The 21,560-nt window shown below is 37.1% G+C and carries 21 protein-coding genes; 10 read left to right on the forward strand and 11 right to left on the reverse strand.

Features of this window, described 5'->3' with window-relative positions; translation table 11 throughout:
* Window positions 1-18: 18 nt before the first annotated feature.
* The 7 genes from BAQ49_RS06105 to BAQ49_RS06135 all read left to right on the forward strand — a co-directional run bounded on the left by BAQ49_RS06105 (window position 19) and on the right by BAQ49_RS06135 (window position 10,445).
* Window positions 19-726 (forward strand): hypothetical protein, encoded by a 708-nt coding sequence (locus tag BAQ49_RS06105; protein WP_071744603.1) that lies wholly within the window; start codon window positions 19-21, stop codon window positions 724-726.
* Window positions 723-989 carry a DUF4176 domain-containing protein gene (locus BAQ49_RS06110; RefSeq protein WP_071744604.1) on the forward strand — a complete coding sequence of 89 codons (267 nt, stop codon included), beginning with the start codon at window positions 723-725 and terminating at the stop codon, window positions 987-989. The genes BAQ49_RS06105 and BAQ49_RS06110 overlap by 4 nt, the downstream gene beginning before the upstream one ends.
* Before the next feature lie 186 nt (window positions 990-1,175).
* The gene (gene addB / locus BAQ49_RS06115; RefSeq protein ID WP_071744605.1) at window positions 1,176-4,691 is read left to right on the forward strand and encodes a helicase-exonuclease AddAB subunit AddB; all 3,516 of its coding nucleotides are present in this window, start codon (window positions 1,176-1,178) and stop codon (window positions 4,689-4,691) included.
* The gene (addA, locus tag BAQ49_RS06120) at window positions 4,688-8,413 is read left to right on the forward strand and encodes a helicase-exonuclease AddAB subunit AddA (RefSeq protein ID WP_071744606.1); all 3,726 of its coding nucleotides are present in this window, start codon (window positions 4,688-4,690) and stop codon (window positions 8,411-8,413) included. The genes addB and addA overlap by 4 nt, the downstream gene beginning before the upstream one ends.
* A 23-nt stretch (window positions 8,414-8,436) precedes the next feature.
* Entirely contained in the window at window positions 8,437-8,715 is a 279-nt protein-coding gene (locus tag BAQ49_RS06125) for an RNA polymerase alpha subunit C-terminal domain-containing protein (protein ID WP_071744607.1), read from the forward strand.
* A gap of 267 nt (window positions 8,716-8,982) precedes the next feature.
* A complete protein-coding gene (locus BAQ49_RS06130; protein WP_071744608.1) occupies window positions 8,983-9,690 on the forward strand; it encodes a DNA alkylation repair protein in 708 nt (235 codons plus the stop codon).
* Window positions 9,691-9,959: 269 nt separating this feature from the next.
* Complete coding sequence (locus BAQ49_RS06135) at window positions 9,960-10,445, forward strand: hypothetical protein (RefSeq protein ID WP_002116956.1); 486 nt, start codon at window positions 9,960-9,962, stop codon at window positions 10,443-10,445.
* Between the two features lie 85 nt (window positions 10,446-10,530).
* Here the strand turns inward: BAQ49_RS06135 and gerPF are convergent, their stop codons facing one another.
* The 7 genes from gerPF to BAQ49_RS06170 form a co-directional block, all read right to left on the reverse strand.
* Entirely contained in the window at window positions 10,531-10,746 is a 216-nt protein-coding gene (gerPF, locus tag BAQ49_RS06140; protein WP_001141570.1) for a spore germination protein GerPF, read from the reverse strand.
* A gap of 42 nt (window positions 10,747-10,788) precedes the next feature.
* Window positions 10,789-11,175, reverse strand: a complete 387-nt coding sequence (locus BAQ49_RS06145) for a spore germination protein GerPE (protein WP_071744609.1) — start codon at window positions 11,173-11,175, stop codon at window positions 10,789-10,791.
* A gap of 14 nt (window positions 11,176-11,189) precedes the next feature.
* The gene (gene gerPD, locus BAQ49_RS06150; RefSeq protein WP_016104152.1) at window positions 11,190-11,384 is read right to left on the reverse strand and encodes a spore germination protein GerPD; all 195 of its coding nucleotides are present in this window, start codon (window positions 11,382-11,384) and stop codon (window positions 11,190-11,192) included.
* A gap of 6 nt (window positions 11,385-11,390) precedes the next feature.
* Window positions 11,391-12,005, reverse strand: a complete 615-nt coding sequence (gene gerPC / locus BAQ49_RS06155) for a spore germination protein GerPC (protein WP_071744610.1) — start codon at window positions 12,003-12,005, stop codon at window positions 11,391-11,393.
* Between the two features lie 64 nt (window positions 12,006-12,069).
* The gene (gerPB, locus tag BAQ49_RS06160; protein WP_002116962.1) at window positions 12,070-12,276 is read right to left on the reverse strand and encodes a spore germination protein GerPB; all 207 of its coding nucleotides are present in this window, start codon (window positions 12,274-12,276) and stop codon (window positions 12,070-12,072) included.
* Window positions 12,277-12,290: 14 nt separating this feature from the next.
* Entirely contained in the window at window positions 12,291-12,512 is a 222-nt protein-coding gene (gene gerPA, locus BAQ49_RS06165) for a spore germination protein GerPA (protein ID WP_001111190.1), read from the reverse strand.
* Between the two features lie 96 nt (window positions 12,513-12,608).
* Window positions 12,609-12,788 (reverse strand): aspartyl-phosphate phosphatase Spo0E family protein, encoded by a 180-nt coding sequence (locus BAQ49_RS06170; protein WP_071744611.1) that lies wholly within the window; start codon window positions 12,786-12,788, stop codon window positions 12,609-12,611.
* 246 nt (window positions 12,789-13,034) lie between these two features.
* Between BAQ49_RS06170 and BAQ49_RS06175 the strand changes: the two genes are divergently transcribed.
* Window positions 13,035-13,934 carry a fumarylacetoacetate hydrolase family protein gene (locus BAQ49_RS06175; protein ID WP_175546521.1) on the forward strand — a complete coding sequence of 300 codons (900 nt, stop codon included), beginning with the start codon at window positions 13,035-13,037 and terminating at the stop codon, window positions 13,932-13,934.
* Window positions 13,935-13,968: 34 nt separating this feature from the next.
* Here BAQ49_RS06175 and BAQ49_RS06180 read toward each other — a convergent pair whose 3' ends face one another.
* Both BAQ49_RS06180 and rocD read right to left on the reverse strand, forming a co-directional pair.
* The gene (locus BAQ49_RS06180) at window positions 13,969-14,253 is read right to left on the reverse strand and encodes a hypothetical protein (RefSeq protein WP_071744612.1); all 285 of its coding nucleotides are present in this window, start codon (window positions 14,251-14,253) and stop codon (window positions 13,969-13,971) included.
* Between the two features lie 105 nt (window positions 14,254-14,358).
* On the reverse strand, window positions 14,359-15,549 hold the full coding sequence (gene rocD / locus BAQ49_RS06185; protein ID WP_000616664.1) for an ornithine aminotransferase: 1,191 nt from the start codon (window positions 15,547-15,549) through the stop codon (window positions 14,359-14,361).
* A 150-nt stretch (window positions 15,550-15,699) separates the two neighbouring features.
* Here rocD and BAQ49_RS06190 point away from each other — a divergent pair, with 150 nt between their 5' ends.
* Complete coding sequence (locus tag BAQ49_RS06190; RefSeq protein ID WP_071744613.1) at window positions 15,700-16,062, forward strand: YisL family protein; 363 nt, start codon at window positions 15,700-15,702, stop codon at window positions 16,060-16,062.
* Between the two features lie 59 nt (window positions 16,063-16,121).
* On the opposite strand, the gene BAQ49_RS06195 is transcribed toward BAQ49_RS06190, so the two are convergent.
* Window positions 16,122-16,676 (reverse strand): DUF2777 domain-containing protein, encoded by a 555-nt coding sequence (locus tag BAQ49_RS06195; protein WP_071744614.1) that lies wholly within the window; start codon window positions 16,674-16,676, stop codon window positions 16,122-16,124.
* Between the two features lie 242 nt (window positions 16,677-16,918).
* On the opposite strand from BAQ49_RS06195, the gene asnB reads away from it, so the two are divergent.
* Window positions 16,919-18,766 carry an asparagine synthase (glutamine-hydrolyzing) gene (gene asnB / locus BAQ49_RS06200; protein ID WP_071744615.1) on the forward strand — a complete coding sequence of 616 codons (1,848 nt, stop codon included), beginning with the start codon at window positions 16,919-16,921 and terminating at the stop codon, window positions 18,764-18,766.
* 38 nt (window positions 18,767-18,804) lie between these two features.
* Here asnB and BAQ49_RS06205 read toward each other — a convergent pair whose 3' ends face one another.
* Window positions 18,805-21,363, reverse strand: coding sequence for an Ig-like domain-containing protein (locus BAQ49_RS06205; RefSeq protein ID WP_071744616.1), 2,559 nt, complete (start codon window positions 21,361-21,363; stop codon window positions 18,805-18,807).
* Window positions 21,364-21,560 lie beyond the last annotated feature (197 nt).

A 21,560-nucleotide genomic window follows, 5' to 3' on the forward strand; every position in this document is an offset into this window, starting at 1 on the left:
TTTTCTATGAGGTGCATAATGGATAAATATAATTTTAAAAATATAGATGATGGCATACGAATATTACTACCATTTGATATAAGAAATATTGTCGGAGCCTTTGTATGGTTTATTATGAATTTTTTGTTATTGATTATAATTTTTGTATTTCCACCAATATATAATGTGTATTTTTACTTGGCGCTTCCATTTTTTATAGTATGTAACTTGTGGGGAATTTGGATTTTTATTAACAAACCTAAGCAGCCTCAATTGCAACATTTACTATATTCTGGATTTGTTGGAACTAGCATTTCATTTTGTAGTTTTATAGGTGTTCAAAAAATAGCTTACGAGTTAATAGGATTGGAATCACCTTTATTTTTTATTTTATCATTTATAGTATATTGTTTGGTTGTTTATAAATCCGGACAATTGTGGATTAAATATTTTACAGCTCGTTTAATGGGTATAAATGATCAGAAGGTGAAATTTTCAAAAGTCGGTGTTTTTTCAGGTGTAGGCTACATTGTTGGTCAAATCAGTATAGGAATTTTAAGTCAAGATTCTCTAGCGATTTTGCTAATTATCTTACTGTCATTTTTCTCGATTATTTTCTTGTTTGCGAGTGTCCATGTGTACTTTTATTTTGATTTTAAAAAACATCTTATCATTACAGGGCATTCAAAAATGAAACAGGTTCAACAAAAATCTAATCTTACAAGAAAGGAAAGGAGAAGGAAATGAATTCACATCTTCTACCTATAGGCTCTATCGTAATCTTAAAAGAAGGAACCAAGAAACTCATGATTTATGGACGTAAACAACAAGTAGAAACAGATAAAGTGAAAAAATTTGACTATATGGGATGTTTTTACCCAGAGGGCTATATTAGTCCTGATTTTACTTATTTATTTAACTATGACGATATTCAAGAAGTTGTATCAAGTGGATATAAAGATGAGAAAGAAAGAGCTTTTCAACAAAATATATTGTCTAAAGTGGAGTAAGAAATATTACATGGAAAAAGCTGCTTATATGAGCAGCTTTTTCTATGTAATTAAATACTTTAGTGGTTGTATTTTTATATTTTGAGAGGGGGTATCGTCATTATACATGTTTGTCTTTTTTCGTGTACTATAATACAATTATAGTAGCAAACTAACGTTCGTTATGTAAGTGAAAGGTGGGGTTACATGTCACTTCGATTTGTGATTGGTAGAGCGGGAAGTGGAAAAAGTACACTTTGTTTACGCGAAGTGCAAGAAGAGTTAAAACAGCGCCCGAGAGGGAAAACAATATTATATCTTGTGCCAGAACAGATGACATTCCAGACGCAGCAGGCGTTAATTGGAAGTGAGGATGTAAGAGGTTCTATTCGGGCACAAGTTTTTAGTTTTTCACGATTAGCGTGGAAGGTACTGCAAGAAGTTGGCGGAGCGAGTCGTCTTCATATTGATGAAGCTGGTGTACATATGTTACTCCGTAAAATTGTAGAGTCTCGTAAAGATGGGTTATCGGTGTTCCAAAAAGCAGCGGAGCAAAACGGTTTCTTTGAACATCTTGGTAGTATGATTGCAGAGTTTAAACGTTACAATGTGACGCCATCTAACGTATATGAAATGTGGCAACAACTAGACGCGCATAGTAGCAGTGCAGAGCAAAAATTGCTAGCGAATAAAGTGTATGACTTACAGCTATTATATGATGATTTTGAACGTGCCTTAATCGGAAAATATTTAGATTCAGAAGACTACCTACAATTGCTAGTGGAAAAGCTTCCGCAGTCTGAATATGTAAATGGTGCGGAAATTTATATAGATGGATTTCATTCATTTTCTCCGCAAGAGCTTGAAATTTTAAGGCAGCTTATGGTTTGTGGAGCGAGAGTTACGATCACGTTAACGATAGATGAAAAAACGTTAGCACAGCCAGTAAACGAACTAGATTTATTTTTTGAAACGACGTTAACATATGAAAAAATAATACAAGTAGCGCGTGAAGAGAAAATAGAAATTGAAAAAACAATTCCACTTATGGAACAGCCGCGTTTTCATTCTCCGGCATTAGCTCATTTAGAAGCTCATTTAGAAGCGCGTCCGAATGAAAAATTTAACGGTGAAGCGAGTGTAACAATCAGTACAGCAGCTAATTTACGAGCTGAAGTAGAAGGTGTAGCTCGTGAAATTCGTAAGCTTGTTGCAGATGAAGACTATCGTTACCGAGATATCGCAGTCCTCCTTCGTAACGGAGAAAGTTATTACGATGTAATGCGAACGTTATTTACGGATTATAATATCCCGCATTTCATCGATGAAAAACGCCCGATGTCACATCATCCGTTAGTAGAATGCATTCGTTCAGCTTTAGAGATTATTAGCGGAAATTGGCGTTATGATGCCGTGTTCCGCTGCGTGAAAACAGAGCTTTTATATCCGTTAGGTGTAAGAAAAGAAACGATGCGAGAAGAAATGGATGAGTTTGAAAACTACTGTTTAGCGTACGGTGTACAAGGGAAGCGATGGACTTCAGAGGATCCGTGGATGTATCGCCGTTATCGTTCTCTTGACGAGACAAACGGAATGATCACAGATAGTGAACGTGAAATGGAAGAGAAAATAAACAGGCTGCGTGATGTTGTAAGAACGCCTGTTATTCGTATGCAAAAAAGACTGAAGCGTGCGGGAACGGTTATGCAAATGTGCGAGGCAGTTTACTTATTTTTAGAAGAACTTGACGTTCCGAAGAAGTTAGAAGAGTTACGTATACGAGCAGAAGAAAGTGGAGATTTCTTATTTGCGACAGACCATGAACAAGTATGGGAAGAAGTAATGAGTCTTCTTGATACGTTCGTAGAGATGCTTGGTGAGGAGAAAATGTCACTATCCATGTTTACAGACGTTATGTCCACAGGTCTTGAGGCACTTCAATTCGCGAACATTCCGCCGTCATTAGATCAAGTATTAGTTGCTAATATTGATCACTCCCGGTTATCAAATGTGAAAGCGACGTTCATTATCGGCGTAAATGAAGGCGTCATTCCGGCAGCACCGATGGATGAAGGGATGCTTTCTGATGAGGAAAGAGAAGTTCTTGGCGCTGCGGGTATTGAACTTGCGCCAACGACGAGACAAACTTTATTAGAAGAACAGTTCGTTATGTACCAAATGGTAACGAGAGCGACTGAGAAATTATATATTTCATGCCCGCTTGCAGATGAAGAAGGAAAGACGTTACTTGCGTCTAGCTTTATTAAGAAAATAAAAAGAATGTTCCCTGATGTGAAAGAATCATTTATTACAAATGACGTAAATGACTTATCACGTTCGGAACAAATTTCATACGTAGCAACGCCAGAAGTGACATTGTCTTATGTCATGCAGCAGCTGCAAACATGGAAACGATACGGATTTGAAGGACAATTAGACTTTTGGTGGGATGTATATAACTTCTACGTAACTTCAGATGAATGGAAGCAAAAAAGTAGCCGCGTGTTATCAAGTTTATTTTACCGAAATCGTGCGCAGAAACTAAGTACAACTGTAAGTAGAGATTTATATGGAGATACAATTAAGGGAAGTGTCTCTCGTATGGAACTATTTAACCGTTGTGCGTACGCTCATTTCGCACAGCACGGTTTATCACTAAGAGAGCGTGATATTTTCAAACTTGATGCGCCAGATATCGGTGAACTATTCCATGCAGCGCTAAAGAGAATTGCAGACAGGTTATTACGTGAAAACCGTACTTGGGCAGATTTATCAATAAAAGAGTGTGAGCATCTTTCTACTTTAGTAATAGAAGAAATTGCACCGTTATTACAAAGACAAATTTTATTAAGTTCAAACCGTCATTTCTATTTAAAGCAAAAACTGCAACAAATCATTTTCCGTACGTCACTTATTCTTCGTGAACATGCGAAGTCGAGTGGCTTTGTACCAGTTGATTTAGAAGTACCGTTCGGTATGGGCGGTACAGGATCGCTTCCGCCAATGGAATTTGCGTTGCCAAATGGTGTAAAGATGGAAGTAGTGGGCCGTATTGACCGTGTTGATAAGGCGGAAGACGAGAGTGGTACGTTCCTTCGTATTATTGACTATAAATCAAGTTCGAAAGCGTTAGATTTAACAGAAGTGTATTACGGACTCGCGCTTCAAATGTTAACGTATTTAGATGTTGTTACTTCAAATGCACATACGTGGATGAAAAAGGGCGGCACTGCATCACCGGCGGGTGTATTGTATTTCCATATTCATAACCCGATTGTTGAGATGAAAGGCGATGCATCTGAAGAAGAAATTGAGAAAGAAATTTTAAAGAAATTTAAAATGAAAGGGCTCGTACTAGGAGATGCTGACGTTGTTCGTTTAATGGATAATAAACTTTCAACAGGAAGCTCTGATATTATTTCTGCTGGTCTGAAAAAAGATGGTAGTTTTAGTGCGCGTTCTAGCATTGCAAGTGAACAAGAATTTAACGTACTTCAAAAATATGTACACCACTCGTTTGAAAATATCGGAAAAGACATCACAGAAGGTGTTATCGATATTGCTCCTTACAAAAAGGGGAATAAAGCGGCTTGTACGTTCTGTAACTTTAAATCAGTTTGTCAGTTTGATGAATCACTTGAAGATAATCAATTCCGTACGTTAAAAGATATGAAAGATAGCGAAGCAATGGAGAAAATTAGAGAGGAGGTTGGCGGAGAATGATAGAAAATTGGCCTGAAAAACCAGAAGGTAGTCAATGGACAGATGACCAGTGGAAAGCGGTTGTAGCGAACGGACGTGATATTTTAGTCGCAGCAGCAGCTGGATCAGGGAAAACAGCAGTATTAGTTGAACGGATTATTAAAAAGATTATAAGTGAGGAAAATCCAGTCGATGTCGACCGCCTGCTCGTTGTAACATTTACGAATGCAGCAGCGCAAGAGATGAAAAACAGAATTGGGGAAGCGTTAGAAAAAGTATTAATTGATGGACCAGGATCGCAGCATATAAGAAAGCAGCTCAGCTTATTAAATAAAGCCTCCATTTCTACCATTCATTCATTTTGTTTACAAGTGATTAGAGGCTACTACTACATGCTTGATGTCGATCCTCGTTTCCGTATTGCGAATCAAACAGAAAATGAATTGTTAAAAGAAGAAGTGTTAGACGACATATTAGAAGAAGAGTATGGAATCGAAGATAATAGTATTTTCTTTGAACTCGTTGATCGTTATACGAGCGATCGTAGTGACGATGACTTACAACGAATGATTTTAGCGCTTCATACAGAATCAAGAGCGCATCCAAACCCGGAAAAATGGCTTGATAAATTAGTAGAAGCATACGACGTTGAAGGGAAGACGATTGAAGATTTAGTGTACGCTTCTTACTTATTAGAAGATGTGAAATTCCAGCTTGAAACAGCGGAAGAGCATATTCGTAAAGCAACTGAACTCGCAATGCTTCCTGATGGTCCAGCGCCTCGCGTTGAAACCCTGCAAGCGGATTTAGCTTTACTTGGAATGTTATCCTCAGCAGCTCGTGGATCGTGGACAAGCGTTTATGAAGCAATGCAAAATGTATCGTGGCAAACGTTAAAGCGTATTAAGAAAAGTGATTACAACGAAGATGTTGTAAAACAAGTAGACTCTCTTCGTAATAAAGCGAAAGATGAAGTGAAGAAATTACAAGAAGAGCTATTTAGCCGCAGACCAGAAAGTTTCTTACGAGATTTTCAAGATATGCATCCTGTATTAGAAAAACTCGTTCAGCTCGTAAAAGTATTTACAGAGCGTTTCCAAGCGATGAAGCGAGATAAAGGAATGGTCGATTTCACAGATTTAGAGCATTTCTGTTTACAAATTTTAAGTGAGCAAAGTGAAGACGGTGAAATGAAGCCGTCAGCAGTAGCACTTCAATATCGTAATAAATTTGCTGAAGTACTAGTTGATGAATATCAAGATACGAACTTCGTACAGGAATCAATTATTAAATTCGTAACGAAAGATTCTGAGAGTGAAGGAAACTTGTTCATGGTTGGTGACGTAAAACAGTCAATCTATCGTTTCCGACTAGCAGAACCAGGACTGTTTTTAGGGAAATACAAACGATTCACACAAGAAGGATCGGGCGGCGGAATGAAGATTGACTTAGCGAAAAACTTCCGTAGCCGTCATGAAGTGCTAGCTGGTACGAACTTTATCTTCAAACAAATTATGGGCGAAGAAGTCGGAGAAATCGATTATGATGCTGACGCTGAATTAAAGCTAGGTGCTAGCTATCCAGAAGGTGAAGATGTAGCGGCTGAGCTATTATGTATTCAGCAAACGGAAGAAGAAGTAATAGACGGAGAAGAAGGTGCCGAAGTCGAAAAAGCACAGCTTGAAGCTCGTCTTATGGCGCAGCGTATTAAAGCAATGGTCGATTCAGGTTATGAAGTGTATGATCGTAAAACTGATAGTATGCGCCAAGTACAATACCGTGATTTCGTTATTTTACTTCGCTCCATGCCGTGGGCGCCGCAAATTATGGAAGAGTTAAAACTACAAGGAATTCCAGTATATGCTGACCTTGCGACTGGTTATTTTGAAGCGACAGAAGTAAATATTATGATGAACGTATTCCGCGTTATTGATAATCCGATGCAAGATATTCCACTTGCAGCTATACTTCGTTCACCCATTGTTGGACTAAATGACGAAGAACTTGCGACGCTTCGTTCTCACGGGAAAAAAGGGTCATTTTATGAAGTAATGAGCTCATTCTTAAAAGGAGCACCGCTTGAAGAAGAACAAGAACTACATGATAAATTAGAGTGGTTTTATAACTTACTGCAAGGGTGGCGTGAATTCGCGCGTCAACAGTCTCTTTCTGATTTAATTTGGAAAGTGTACGGTGAGACAGGTTATTACGATTTCGTTGGCGGTTTGCCAGCAGGAAAGCAAAGACAAGCAAACTTACGCGTACTATATGACCGCGCAAGGCAATATGAAGCAACATCGTTTAGAGGATTATTCCGCTTCTTACGCTTTATTGAGCGTATTTTAGAACGCGGTGATGATATGGGAACGGCGAGAGCTCTTGGAGAACAAGAAGACGTAGTTCGCATTATGACGATTCATAAAAGTAAAGGGCTAGAGTTCCCAGTCGTATTTGTAGCTGGACTTGGTCGCCGTTTTAATACACAAGATTTAATGAAACGCTTCTTACTTCATAAAGATTTTGGTTTCGGTTCACAATTTATTGATCCTCGTAAACGGATTAAATATACGACATTATCGCAACTAGCGATTAAGCGTAAAATGAAAATGGAATTAATTGCGGAAGAAATGCGCGTATTATACGTAGCGTTAACGCGTGCGAAAGAGAAGTTAATTTTAATCGGAACAGTTAAGGATGCAAATAAGGAAATGGAAAAATGGCTTGATGCAAGGGAGCATAGTGAATGGTTATTACCAGACCATATACGTGCCGGAGCATCATGTTATTTAGACTGGATTGCACCTTCATTATATAGACATCGTGATAGTGAAATGCTACTTGAATTAGGACAAGGAAATATTCCAGGTGACATTTATGGATATGACACTAGCTGGAAAGTAGAAGTTGTTGACGGCAACACGTTACTTGCGCCAGAACCAGTTCAAGAAGAGAAACAAGAATTGTTAGAAGCGCTTCGTGAGAAAAAAGCCGTTCCGTTAGAGAGTGAAAGAAAAGATGAAGTGTACGACAGATTAACGTGGAAGTACGGATATGAGGATGCAACATCTCACCGTGCGAAGCAATCTGTTACAGAAATAAAGAGAAACTATCAATCAGAAGATGGCAGCGATAATGCCTTTATTAAAAAACTACGTGCACCAATTAAAACACGCCCTCGTTTTATGGAGAAAAAAGGATTAACATACGCAGAGCGCGGAACAGCAGTCCATGCTGTTATGCAACATGTAGATTTGAAGAAACCGATTACGATTGAAGCTCTTCAAGAACAAATTGCTGGAATGGTAAATAAGGAATTATTAACATTCGAGCAAGCTGAAGAAATAGCAATTGAAAAAGTGATTTCATTCTTTGAAAGTAATCTTGGTAAAAGAGTATTAGCCGCGAAAAGTGTAGAGCGTGAAGTACCATTTACGATGATGCTTGCAGCAGAAGAAGCATATCAAGATTGGCAAGGGAAGAAAGGCGAATCAATACTTGTCCAAGGGGTTATCGACTGCATGATCGAAGAGGAAGACGGAATTACTTTAATCGACTTTAAAACAGATACGATTGAAGGAAAGTTCCCAGGTGGATTCGATCAAGCGAAACCAATTTTAGAAGATCGATACAAAGTACAGCTTTCGCTATATGCAAAAGCATTCGAGAAAAGCTTAAAACATCCTGTGAAAGAGAAGTGTTTATACTTCTTTGATGGGAATCATGTTGTAAAGGTTGAGGAATAGAGCTTAGAAAGGGGTTATGGAGTATGGCGACGTTAAGAACTTGTGATCAAGGACACGAGTATTATAAAAGTAGCGATTGTCCAACTTGCCCAACCTGTGAGAAAGAGAGAAAGCCAAAAGAAGGCTTTCTTTCTCTTCTTTCAGCACCAGCAAGAAGGGCGTTAGAGCACCACGGAATAACGACTGTAGAAGAACTTTCAAAGTATAGTGAAAAAGAAATTTTGAAATTGCACGGTATGGGACCGGCATCTTTACCTAAATTAAGAGCGGCTTTAGAAGATAAGGGATTATCATTTAAATAAAGAAAAACTAATCATTAGTGAGGAGTAGCATCTTAACTAATGATTAGCTTATCCCGCTATTTGTGGGCAGTAAAACCCCCACTGATTAAAGTTTCACTTTATATAATCGGTATTAATTAGCTAGATAAACGCATATAACGAAATCTCATTTTGAAAATCTTAAATCGATGGACAAAACGCTTTAACAGATGAATTTATGAAGTGTAGAGAACTTGATAAAGAATATAAGTGAATTGATTATAATATTAAGAAAGGAAGTGCAATACTATGGATGTCGAAACAGTAATGCAAGAGCTTGAAACTCTCGGCAAGGAACGGACTAAAAAAATATACATATCCAATGGTGCAAAGGAGCCACTTTTTGGCGTAGCTACAGGTGTTATGAAACCAATCGCGAAGAAAATAAAAATTAATCAGAGTTTAGCTGAAGAGCTTTATGCTACAGGTAACTATGATGCGATGTACTTTGCAGGCATTATTGCAGATCCGAAAACTATGAACGAATCGGATTTTGATCGTTGGATGGATGGGGCGTACTTTTATATGCTATCCGATTATGTGGTGGCAGTAACTTTATCAGAGTCAGAGTTTGCACAAGACGTGGCTGATAAATGGATCGCAAGTGGTGACGAACTAAGAATGTCAGCGGGTTGGAGTTGCTACTGCTGGCTTTTAGGGAATCGAAAAGACCATGAATTTTCCGAAAGTAAGATTGCCAATATGCTAGAAGTTGTGAAAAATACAATTCACGATTCGCCAGAACGAACGAAATCCGCTATGAATAATTTTCTAAATACCGTGGGGATTTCATATGTGCCGCTACATGAAAAGGCAGTTGAAACCGCAAAGGAAGTAGGCATAGTAGAACTAAAACGGGGCAACAAGAAAAGCAGTTTTCTAAATGCTTACGAAAGTATTCATAAAGAACTTGATAGAGGAAGACTGGGGTTCAAACGTAAATATGTAAGGTGCTAAAAATTAGGATTCTGAAATTCTGTAAAATATTCAACTTTTGTATAAATACATCTATTCCTTTATTATAGAAAAGGACGCTATTTTTTGAATAAAACTTAGATTTTCAAATGACTTTATTGCTATAAATTTAACCCCGTCCTAAATTTAGAACGGGGTTGTGCTTGTTTGAGCTTTTAAAATATAATAAATTTATTTTCATTTTATAAAGAGAGTAAATATCATAAGAGGTATATATCTGTGTGGAAATAAACAATTGAAGGGGAATGTGCATGGATCCCATTAAAGAGAAATTAGATTTATTACGTAATGAAATAAAAGATATGGGTGGTATAATCGATTTAGATTGGTGCGATAGATTGTTATACCCTTATTATAAACACTTTAATGATAGTAAATTGAGATATCGATCAGGTTCATTGTTAGCATTTTGGGGAATTCTCCTAGAGTGGGAAGATGAAAGTGGGTTTCCATTTTATACAGGCACTCAGGAGTATGATTGTCATCATTTTGATATGTATTTAAAGGGATTTCTAAAGTACGCTCCTAAGATTGAGAGGCAATTTCCGAATATTTATCTTGTTATTGTTGGATCACTGATGGAGTTGGATGAAAGAGAAAGATGGGAAAGTGAATTTCCTAACATATGTAAGGAGTTATTCGATGCTGTTAGGGAGGAACTGTTCCATACTGATGTTACACAGATAAATGATGAGACATATCAAAATGCATATAAAGAAGGAAGAATGCTATATTAAAAGAATATAAGCTTGAATTAAAATTATCTTTAATAGAAGAAACAGCCCTAGCTCTACACAATATAGAGCTAAGGCTGTTTCTTTTTTACGCTGTTCCGATTTGATCTTGGTCTGCAACGTCCGAATCGAATGTATTTGTTGCACTAACGCCGCTAAAAGTATTAACGACAAATCCGACATTGGAAGCCCCAGATCCGTTATAAGCTTTCGTATTTTCTTTCGGAGACACGTTATAAAAATCTCCTAAGTTGAAAGAGCCGTTACTGTTTTGAACGACAAGATTTCCTACAACCGAAGGCATACCATCCACCTACTTTACTAAGCTTTTTAATTACTATATGAATTATTTATTGGAAGGTTCATCAGTAATGTATTGGCGGATTTGCATAATACGAGAGTTATTAAAAGCATAATCAACATTTCCAATTTGAAAGCAACCAGAATTTAAAAGTGTCCGCAAGTGAACATCATTTACTTCAATAAAAGGGCACTCATTTACAATATTCATTCTTACATCTGTGGTTCGCTTTGGAATAGTAATGTGTTCATCTGTGAAAATTTCAAAAGCATCTAAGCGACCTTCTCCTTTTAAATAACAAGAAATTTCCCGATGAACCAAAAGCGCCCTGCTTTTTAATTCCATTTGATTTGCATCACCAACTTGAAATACTGCAGCAATCCCCAAAGAAATAATAGAAACATTTTGGACAACTGAAACATGATGTAACATAATTTTGAGTCTCCTCAACCTGGAGTCGTAGGGACAGCTGTTACTAATGGTACAAATGGCCCCTCTGTAACGGATTCGAATGGCGTATCAAGAATAGAAGAAAGGATGAGAAGGTTAGCATCTCCAATTAAAAATAATGCGGAAGAAGAAACCCCGTTCATTTTAATCTGCCCTACTTTTAACTCGCGGTTCACAACATTTAAATTCATACATACTTACTCCTTTCGGAAATTGCCTGGTATGTGTTGAATAAAGGAAAGGAAGGCTTTGTCAATATCTTGTTTCATCGCTTGAATAATGACGTCTCGTAAATAATCGGGATCTGTGGAAATACCCTCATATGATTGAACTTGTGATAAATAATACGGAAGTCTATGTTCCATCTGTTTTTTTATGTCATCCACCATCATTTGTCGATACATCTCATCAAGCGGCGTTCTCTCTTCTTGTTCAAAATGGAGAATTCGACTATATGCTTCTTCATCTAAATAGCGATGCATTTCTTGGAGGATACCTTGATAAAAGTCTGGATTTGTTTCTGTTTCAGGATTTACTTTTAATGTTTCTGTATCCACTTGAAAATCTTCAATTTGTTGTCCTTTTGTTGAAAATGGATTCAAGCCAATATTTAAAGTACCGTTTAAATTTTCTACTTTTAATTGATCGAATTTATATTCCACTTTTCCTATAGAAGAGGAGGGACGACTTTTTAACTCATTAAGCTCTTCTTGTAGTAGGCGAACTTGATCTTCAAGATTTAGAATAGTTTGCTGCTGTATTTGAAGAGCTTGCTGAAGTTGGTTTAGGTAAGTGTATATATCTTGATTCATTTTGTGAAACCTCCTTTTCAATAGGGAGGGTATATTACTGCTATATATTTATGATAATGGTGGTCTAAGAAGAACTAGTTGAAGGCTTAATGGAAATAATTTGTCCTTTCGCACTTAAAGGGCGAAGAGGTTCTGTAAATCCGCCAGTATTTGAAAATTTAGAAAGAGCCTTAATACTACCTGCAGTTCCAATTTGAAAAACGGAAGAGGTCGTAATGCTATCGATTTTAATGCTGTTAATGATGATACTTTGGTTCACATAAAAATTCAAAGCAATCGCCCCCTTTAGTTCGAACCAATTATTGCTTGATCGATTACATCTGAATCATTGACAGTCGTTGAACTTTGATAATTGTAGACAGAGACGTTATCCCCAACATTAAAGGAGCCGGCCCCAGCAAAAGCGCGTGAATAACTAATAGGCCTAATCGCAAATACATCTCCAATATGAAAAATACCACTTGATCCAATATTAACGATACGAATATGTCCGACCATAGCTGGCATACAAAACACCTTTCATTTTTAAAATTTTCTTTTCTACTATTGTATGGGCGTTTTCAATAAAATGTGTATTTTTTTGAAATAAAAGAAACACATACGTTATTGCGTATGTGTTTCGAACATTTGAGTGTGTGTGCAATCTGTGTGTATATGCCAAATAACATTTAAGAGCCTGTCCAGTTCTTGGCTACAATCCACTGTTTTTTGAGAAGTCATTCCGTAGCGTTCAGCAAAATAGATCATTTTTTCGCGTTTTTTTTCGATAGCTTGCTCAAACATTGAAATCGGCTCCATCTCTCAATAAATTTTATGTATATATTTAGTACATATTATACAAAAATCACATAAAAAAGAAACATCTTCGCTAAAAAAAGTATAATTTCTACATTTTATGTCAAATGACGGATGTGGAACAAATATAAGGATGGTTGAATATTGTAAAAATTAGCGTGCATAAGAAGGTTTTTTTCTTAAAGATGCGAATACAATTAAAGGGTATGAGTTTTAGGATGGAGAGTGGAAATATTGCGTTTTGTAACGGCGAAGAAAGAAGAAAAGGTATTTGTAGGTATTGTGGATGAAGAGGAAGATAGAGTCTTACATTTAAGAGAAGCGCAAAGACAAAAAGGGGAAAAGGTTACGATCCCGATTACTATGTTAGAGTGTATTGAAAGAGGAAGTGAATGCCTTGAGAAGGTGTACGATATTGTAAATTGGGCGAAGGAAAATGCGGGAGCGGCGTATTATCCGTTAGCAGAAGTGAAAATATTAGCACCGATTCCAAGGCCGAGAAAAAATATTCTTTGTGTTGGAAAGAACTATCGTGAGCATGCGGTAGAAATGGGCGGAGTAGAGTCTATCCCTGAAAATATAATGATCTTTACAAAAGCGCCAACAACAGTGATCGGAATTGATGAGCAAATTAACGGTCACCCTCATGCAACGAATGAACTGGACTATGAAGGTGAACTAGCAATCGTTATTGGTAAGCGAGGGAAACAAATAAAAATAGAAAAAGCTCTTGATCATGTTTTTGGATATACAGTTATAAACGATGTAACTGCTCGGGATATTCAAAGGAAACATAAACAATTTTTCCTAGGGAAAAGTTTCGATACATTTTGTCCGATGGGACCGTATTTAATTCATAAATCAATGGTTAGAACGCCGAATGAATTACACATTGAAACGGTGGTAAATGGAGAAGTAAGGCAAACTTCAAATACGAGAGAAATGATTTTTTCAGTAGAAGAAATTATTTCAACTATAAGTAAAGGTATGACATTAGAACCAGGAGATATCATTGCAACAGGGACACCAGCTGGTGTTGGTAAAGGTTTTACACCACCGAAGTTTTTGCACGCTGGTGATGAAGTTGTTATTAAAGTAGAGGGAATTGGTACGCTTAGAAATATTGTGAAATGAAAAAAGAGCTATCTTGTGAAAAGGTAGCTCTTTCCTATGGTTGCGGATTAACAGAGTAATCTATAATAGCGAAAATATACAATCCGATTAATGCTAAAGTACAAATTCCAATTAGCATAGCTGCAAGTGCGCTTCTCTCACGGCCAAAACCTATAATTGTAAGAAAAACAGCAGTCCAAAATGATGTTTTAAGTAGTGTGAATGTATTAGGAGTTGAATAATGACTTAGTAACGTTGTAAATAATATGAAGCCGATGAATGTCATAGAAATAAAAATTGTAGCTAAATAGTTAATGTGTTTACCGTATTTCAACAGCATACAGTTGCCTCCTTTTGAAGAAAACAGAATATTCAATTTTATTTTACGATACATTACTAAAAAAAGAAAGGGGTTGTCCTATATTTTAGGACAACCCCACTATTATTAAGATAATACAGCTTTAATTTTTTGGAACGCCCACTCTAAATCTTCTTCAGAGATTACTAGAGGTGGTGCAATACGAATTACATTTTCGTGTGTTTCTTTACATAATAGACCAGCTGCTTTTAGTTGTTCACAGTAAGGACGAGCTGGCTCGTTTAATTCGATACCGATGAATAAACCTTTACCACGAATATCAGTAATCATTGGGTTATCAATTTCTTTTAATTGCCCAACTAATTTTTCTCCCAATTGAAGAGAACGCTCTGTTAATTTTTCTTCTTCTAATACTTCAAGAGCTGCGATAGAAACAGCACATGCAAGTGGGTTACCACCGAATGTAGAACCGTGAGAACCTGGCTCGAATACGCCTAAAATGTCGCTATTTGCTGCAACACAAGAGATTGGGAATACGCCGCCGCCAAGTGCTTTACCAAGTATGTACATGTCAGGAGTTACATTGTCCCAGTCGCAAGCAAATACTTTACCAGTACGGCCTAAGCCTGTTTGGATTTCATCTGCTACGAATAAAACGTTTTCTTTTTTACATACTTCAAAAGCTTCTTTTAAGAAACCAGCTGGTGGAATGTTAATTCCTGCTTCACCTTGGATTGGCTCTAAAATGAATGCAGCTGTATTTGGTGTAATCGCAGCTTTTAACGCTTCTAAATCACCGTAAGGAATTACAATAATGCCAGGAAGCATCGGACCGAAGCCACGCTTGTACTCTTCGTTTGATGACATAGAAACAGCACCCATTGTACGTCCGTGGAAGTTATCTTCACAAACGATGATTTCTGCACGGTTTGCCTCTACCTTTTTCACATCGTAAGCCCAGCGACGAGCTGTTTTAATTGCAGTTTCAACAGCTTCTGCACCTGTATTCATAGGAAGTACCATATTTTTATTTGTTAGTTTCGCAACTTTTTCGTACCAAGGACCTAATTGATCGCTATGGAAAGCACGAGAAGTTAACGTAACTCGATTAGCTTGGTCAATTAAAGCGTTAATGATTTTTGGATGACGATGACCTTGGTTTACTGCAGAATATGCACTTAATAAGTCCATATAGCGGTTTCCTTCAGGATCTTCTACCCAAACGCCTTCTGCTTTAGAAATAACGATTGGAAGTGGGTGATAGTTATTTGCTCCGTATGTGTCTGTAAGTTCGATAATATCCTTAGTTTGAATCATGATTGTTCCCCCTTTTGTTATTACAAGAAGTTTGTAAATACTCTAAATATTATAGCATTTAAATGTAAAAAAGCGAAACATTTCCTGAAAATAAATGAACATGTTATCATATAGAGTGAAAAAGTGTGAAAAAGAGGAGGCAGGGATACGATGGTACATATGCATATTACAGCATGGGCGTTAGGATTAATTTTATTCTTCGTTGCGTATTCACTTTATTCAGCAGGAAGAAAAGGTAAAGGTGTACATATGGGGCTTCGCCTAATGTATATCATCATTATTGTGACAGGCGTTTGGTTATACCTAGATCAAACTATAGTCGATAAGAGCTATCACATGTGGTACGGTCTAAAAATGCTAGCTGGTATATTAGTAATCGCTGGAATGGAAATGGTTCTTGTGAAAATGAGCAAGAACAAAGCAACAGGGGCATTTTGGGGATTATTTGTTATCGCGCTAGTAGCGGTATTTTACCTTGGATTGAAATTACCGATTGGTTGGCAAGTATTTTAATTAAAAATAAAACCACCTTATGATCTCAAATATTTGGGAGATAAGGTGGTTTTTTTACTTTATGTCGCATCGATATGCAACTCTTCTCCATTTACTTTCGTAAAACGGAACATATTTTTATTTGAAGCAGAGTGACGAACAAAATGGTGTTGTAGTGTACAAATCATCTCTTCATTATCAAATAAAAGAATATTTACACCTTCGCATGCTTCCTCTTTCGGTAAGAAAGATAAATAATTATGACAATACATGCAATCATATAAAGAGTAATGAAGCGATTGTAATGCCTCAGTTAATAATGTAAAGACAGAGTCAGGTAACTCCTCAAGCCATTCCGTATAGCTAAGAAGTAATTTTTTTCGAATTCGTATCATTTCCCCATTTTGCAAATGGTGCTGTTCGTTGGCGATTTGTAATACATCTTGTTCATAGAAACGTGCTGGTAGCCAATTGTTGTTATACAAAAGTTCAAAGCCATCTTGGATAATATCTTCTAATAAAAATGCTTCATCATTTTCATCATCAAAGAATACCCACTCATTGTTTATATATTCTACATTACCGACTGTATGAGCGCGCGGCTGGTTATACAAAATATGTTTGCGTTGTACCATAGTTCATTTCTCCTTTTATAGAAATAGTTATTCTTGTTATGGACAGTTCGTACGTTCTTTATAACTAGACACACCTAAAGAGAGGTGGGCATACAATAAAACACGCTTTACACTGTGAAACTGCTATTCCATATATGAATAGTTAGTTATCGTCAAGTTTGTTGTTTTTATGTATCCGCACTCATAGGGTGGGGATTACTGCACGTTCAGAAACAGATATTAGATTAGGAAGGATGATTCTTATGTGCGGGATTACAGGATGGGTGGATTATAAGCGCTCATTAGAAGGGGAAAGGGACGTTGTGACGAAAATGGCGGAAACGCTAGCGAAACGTGGTCCAGATGATAATAAAGTTTGGATAAAAGGAAATGTCGCATTTGGACATAAACGGTTAATCGTTGTAGATCCTGAAGGTGGTAAACAGCCGATGACTTGTTTAAAAGATGAAACGAATTATGCCATTTGCTATAACGGCGAACTGTATAATACAGAAGACATTCGGAAGGAGTTGTTAAGAAGAGGGTACACATTCAAGGGTCATTCTGATACGGAAGTATTATTAGCTTCTTATATCGAATGGAAAGAAGAATGTGTCGATCATTTAAACGGTATATATGCGTTTGTAGTATGGGATGAACAGAAAGAACAAGTGTTTATTGCAAGAGATCGATTAGGTGTAAAACCGCTTTTTTATAAATATGATAGTGGACGATTATTATTTGGTTCAGAGTTAAAAGCGATACTGGCGCATCCAGAGGTGAAGGCGGAAGTAACGTTAGAAGGATTATCAGAAATATTCGGTCTTGGACCATCTAGAACGCCTGGTCACGGTATTTATGCTGGTATTAAAGAATTGCGTCCAGGTCATGCGATGACATTTTCAAAGAACGGTTTATGTATATGGAGATATTGGAATGTAGAAAGCAAAAAACATGAAGATTCATTTGAAGAAACAGTAGAGAAAACACGTTTTTTATTACAAGATGCGATTACAAGACAATTAGTTTCTGATGTACCGTTATGCACATTTTTATCGGGCGGTGTAGATTCAAGTGCAATAACAGCAATTGCCGCAAGAGAATATGAAAGATCAGGGAAAGGTCAATTGCACACGTATTCTATTGACTACGAAGATAACGAAAAATACTTTAAAGCGAATGCATTTCAGCCCAATTCAGATGCTCCATTTATTAACTTAATGACTGAGACATTTCAAACAATCCACCATCGTTGTGTCATTTCAAATGAACAACTAGCACAGTATTTAACAGAAGCAGTGCTCGTTCGTGATTTGCCTGGTATGGCAGATATTGATTCGTCATTATTATGGTTTTGCCGTGAAATAAAACAAGATTTTGTCGTCGGTTTATCTGGAGAATGTGCAGATGAAATATTCGGTGGTTATCCGTGGTTTTATAGAGAAGATGATTTACAATCAAGTGCATTTCCGTGGATGCGTTCTACAGAAGCGCGTGAACAACTTCTAAAGAAAGAATGGAGAAATAAATTAAATTTACAACAATATGTGCAAAGGCGCTATGAAGAATCCATTCAAGAAGTTCCGATTTTAGAGGGAGAAAGCCCATTAGAAGCGAAGAGGCGACAATTATTTTATTTGAACATGGTTTGGTTTATGACAACATTATTAGACAGAAAAGACCGTATGAGTATGGGGGCAAGCTTAGAAGTACGCGTTCCATTTGCGGACCACCGACTTGTCGAATATGCGTGGAATATTCCTTGGGAAATGAAAATGTATAAAAACCGCGAAAAAGGTCTATTGCGTAAGGCGTTAGAAGGATTACTTCCAAATGATATATTGTATAGAAAGAAAAGTCCGTATCCTAAAACGCATAATCCATACTATACGAAAGCAGTAACGGTATGGCTACAAGATTTATTAACGGATAAAGGATCAATTTTACACGAACTATTCGATAAAGAGCAGCTGAGCGGATTGATTGAATCTGGTGGCAGTGCATTTCAATCGCCTTGGTTCGGTCAATTAATGACTGGGCCTCAGCTTTTAGCTCATTTAGCGCAAATTCATGTGTGGTTTAAAGAGTATGGGGTGAATATTAAGGAATAGTAAGAGGCGGCTTGCATGTTGTGTAAGCCGCCTTTTTTCTATTTCACTTGAATATAAACATATCTATTGTATTTTCCATCATCTGTTGTTGCGGTTAAGACAACACGTCCGGGTTTTAAAGCTTTCACATGAGTTGTATCATTTTGGGTTTCCAGGGCAATGATGTTTGTGTCACTACTTTTCCAAACTATCTTTTGATTTGTTGCATTTTCAGGAAGAACGGAGGCAGATACAAGTTTTTCATCTCCTTGGTTTAGCTCAAAAGATCGCTCGTCTACTTTGATACCTGTAACGGGCACGTGATTTGGTTCGACAGTTACTTTACATGTTGCTACATATTCGCCAGTAGCAGTTGTTGCAGTGATAGTTGTAGTACCAGTTTGTACAGCATGGATACTTGCTTTTTCATCCGTTGCTTGTATTGTTGCTACATTTGGATTATCGCTTTTCCAAATTAACTTTTTATTTGTAACGTTTGGGGTAATCTTCGCAACAAGTTCAAAGGTTTCTCTTTCTTTTAAAGAGTGTTCGGATTGATTAAGTGTAAGGTTAGTAGGGAACGTTTCAAGTAATTTCTCGGGTGTTTTTGCGTCCCAAGTCATAGGTTTATTCGAGCGCAGTGCTTGTGCTACAACTGCCGCTGTATCCATATTCGTCATAGAAGTTGTAATAGAGGATTTTGCTAGAATTCCAGGGCCGTTTGCCGCCCAAAAAATTGTCTTTTCTTCAGGAGATTCTCCGCCATGTCCATATCCTTTTCCTCCGTGGTCCGTTGTCATAATAATGAGGCTATCTTCTAATAAACCAGCGTCACGAATTGCATCTAATACAACCCCTACATTTTTATCTGTTTTTTCAATTTGTTGCATATATGCGGGGCTACCGTAGCCTTTAGAATGCCCAGCACCATCAATATCGTCAAAATGAATGAATGTGATCGCAGTATCTTTTCCCTCGGTTTTAATGTAATTTGAGATTTTTGGTGCTAATTGGTCATCCGGGACAGACTCTAAGTGAGCGCCTACAGATTGTTCGATAATCCCTTTATTAATAGGACTCCATCCAGCGAATGAGGCTATTTTTGCGTATGGTCGTTCTTGTTTTAGTACTTTCATAAAGGATGGATAAGGTGAGTTTTCAGGGAATGCTACTGACCCTGCGACTGTATTATCAAGTTTGGTTTTATCAGGTGTTACACCATGTATGATGCCACCCCAGTTTTGAGCGCTAATCGTTGGTGAAAGAGCTTGCGCGTTATAAGTGCTGGCACCGTTAGCGATAAAATTTTTAATATTAGGAGCAGTAGCATCTTTAACAGCGATACCGGCTCCATCTAACCCGATAATAAAGACATGTTTGTATGGGTAGTTTGTAGATTGTTTTAACCGCTCTTGAAGAGGAAGCATGTCCTGTTCGTCAATTTTTCCATCTTCATTTAAATCCGCATGCTTAATTTCATCCCAGTTTGGACTATTTATATCTGATCCGGTGTATTGTTTTATAAAGTTTAAATCGTCTTGTTTAAGTAAACCATCACGCGTTATATCTAAAGGATTTCCAACAGTTAGTTCTGCAGTAGCGGCTTTTTTTCCATCTTCAGAAATGGCTTGAATTGTCGTTTTCCCAATGCCTTTTCCAATTACTTTGACTCTTTCGTCTGTCGCTTCAATGTCTGCGATGCTTTTATCACTACTTGTCCAAGTAACTTTTTTATTTGTTGCATCGGAAGGCTGGATATTGGATTGTAAATAGGTGTAACCATCAATATTTAAATGAAGGGTTGGTTGATCAATGGAGATGTCAGTAACAGCAATTGGTGGAGCGGATTGATACATCTTTTGAACATCTGCAGCTGTTACTGCTTTTCTTAGAATAGATACTTCATCTAGTGTTGCGTCAAAGTTGTTTCCAAATAAGGTTCCTTTGCCATCAACTCCAATTTTTGTTGTGTAATTTGTATCGATTGTACCTTTCGTTTTACTAATATCAATTTGTTGTTCTAGCTTTCCGTCTTTATAAATAGTTGCATATCCATCGCGGTCATGAGAAATCGTAATGTGATGCCAAACGTTATCAGCGATATTTGGAATAGAGGCATCTATGCGAGAGCTACCAGAAGTTTTGAAATTCCAAAGGAGGGCCTTGTCCTTTAACCCAATAAACCAGCCTAAGTTTCCGCCGCTATTCCAATCTTTATTTGAAATGATAGCCGGATCAGCATTTACCCCGGAAGATTTTACCCAAAAGGCTACTGTGAAATCTGTACTTTCTCCAAATTTTAATTGCGAAGTGTCTCCTAAGTCGATATAAGAAGCGGTTTTTTGTGATATTGCTTTAAACTTGAGAGCCTTATTTATGCGTCCATCTGTAAATAAAGGATTACCATTTTTATACGAAATGATGTGATTGGACGCGGAACTATCATTTAGATTTTCCTCGAACGAAAGTTTCATAACCTCGTCAGTGAGTTTTTCTTGTTGCATTTGTATTGCTGGGGTGGGTGCAGCTAAAACGTTAAATGGAAGTGTCGTGGATAGGATCGTACTCATGGAAAGTGTAGAAATCAATACTGCTTTTTTTATAAAAGGTTGTGTCATTTTAAATCCTCCTTATATGCTTCTTTAATTAGAATTCGACGGAATTCTGTTTTCTTTTCTAAGATAAATAGTAAAGTACAAATTTTGAGGGATTATAACCAGAATATTGAGATTTTTTTAAGGTGTTGTGAAGTTCCACAGTAATTAAGAAGGATACAAAAATATGACAAATAATATTAAATGAATTGTCATATAAA

The organism is Bacillus proteolyticus, from assembly GCF_001884065.1.
Taxonomy (GTDB): Bacteria; Bacillota; Bacilli; order Bacillales; family Bacillaceae_G; genus Bacillus_A; species Bacillus_A proteolyticus.

What these genes read in the sequence shown, in the direction of transcription:
- gerPF (WP_001141570.1), bottom strand. Translation starts at nt 10,746, where the DNA reads ATGCCTTCGGTTGTAGGAAATCTTGTCGTTCAAAACAGTAACGGCTCT.
- addA (WP_071744606.1), top strand. Translation starts at nt 4,688, where the DNA reads ATGATAGAAAATTGGCCTGAAAAACCAGAAGGTAGTCAATGGACAGAT.
- BAQ49_RS06130 (WP_071744608.1), top strand. Translation starts at nt 8,983, where the DNA reads ATGGATGTCGAAACAGTAATGCAAGAGCTTGAAACTCTCGGCAAGGAA.
- BAQ49_RS06190 (WP_071744613.1), top strand. Translation starts at nt 15,700, where the DNA reads ATGGTACATATGCATATTACAGCATGGGCGTTAGGATTAATTTTATTC.
- BAQ49_RS06195 (WP_071744614.1), bottom strand. Translation starts at nt 16,676, where the DNA reads ATGGTACAACGCAAACATATTTTGTATAACCAGCCGCGCGCTCATACA.
- BAQ49_RS06125 (WP_071744607.1), top strand. Translation starts at nt 8,437, where the DNA reads ATGGCGACGTTAAGAACTTGTGATCAAGGACACGAGTATTATAAAAGT.
- BAQ49_RS06135 (WP_002116956.1), top strand. Translation starts at nt 9,960, where the DNA reads ATGGATCCCATTAAAGAGAAATTAGATTTATTACGTAATGAAATAAAA.
- gerPA (WP_001111190.1), bottom strand. Translation starts at nt 12,512, where the DNA reads ATGCCAGCTATGGTCGGACATATTCGTATCGTTAATATTGGATCAAGT.
- BAQ49_RS06105 (WP_071744603.1), top strand. Translation starts at nt 19, where the DNA reads ATGGATAAATATAATTTTAAAAATATAGATGATGGCATACGAATATTA.
- BAQ49_RS06205 (WP_071744616.1), bottom strand. Translation starts at nt 21,363, where the DNA reads ATGACACAACCTTTTATAAAAAAAGCAGTATTGATTTCTACACTTTCC.
- asnB (WP_071744615.1), top strand. Translation starts at nt 16,919, where the DNA reads ATGTGCGGGATTACAGGATGGGTGGATTATAAGCGCTCATTAGAAGGG.
- rocD (WP_000616664.1), bottom strand. Translation starts at nt 15,549, where the DNA reads ATGATTCAAACTAAGGATATTATCGAACTTACAGACACATACGGAGCA.
- BAQ49_RS06145 (WP_071744609.1), bottom strand. Translation starts at nt 11,175, where the DNA reads ATGTTACATCATGTTTCAGTTGTCCAAAATGTTTCTATTATTTCTTTG.
- gerPD (WP_016104152.1), bottom strand. Translation starts at nt 11,384, where the DNA reads ATGAATTTAAATGTTGTGAACCGCGAGTTAAAAGTAGGGCAGATTAAA.
- BAQ49_RS06110 (WP_071744604.1), top strand. Translation starts at nt 723, where the DNA reads ATGAATTCACATCTTCTACCTATAGGCTCTATCGTAATCTTAAAAGAA.
- BAQ49_RS06180 (WP_071744612.1), bottom strand. Translation starts at nt 14,253, where the DNA reads ATGCTGTTGAAATACGGTAAACACATTAACTATTTAGCTACAATTTTT.
- BAQ49_RS06170 (WP_071744611.1), bottom strand. Translation starts at nt 12,788, where the DNA reads ATGTTTGAGCAAGCTATCGAAAAAAAACGCGAAAAAATGATCTATTTT.
- addB (WP_071744605.1), top strand. Translation starts at nt 1,176, where the DNA reads ATGTCACTTCGATTTGTGATTGGTAGAGCGGGAAGTGGAAAAAGTACA.
- gerPC (WP_071744610.1), bottom strand. Translation starts at nt 12,005, where the DNA reads ATGAATCAAGATATATACACTTACCTAAACCAACTTCAGCAAGCTCTT.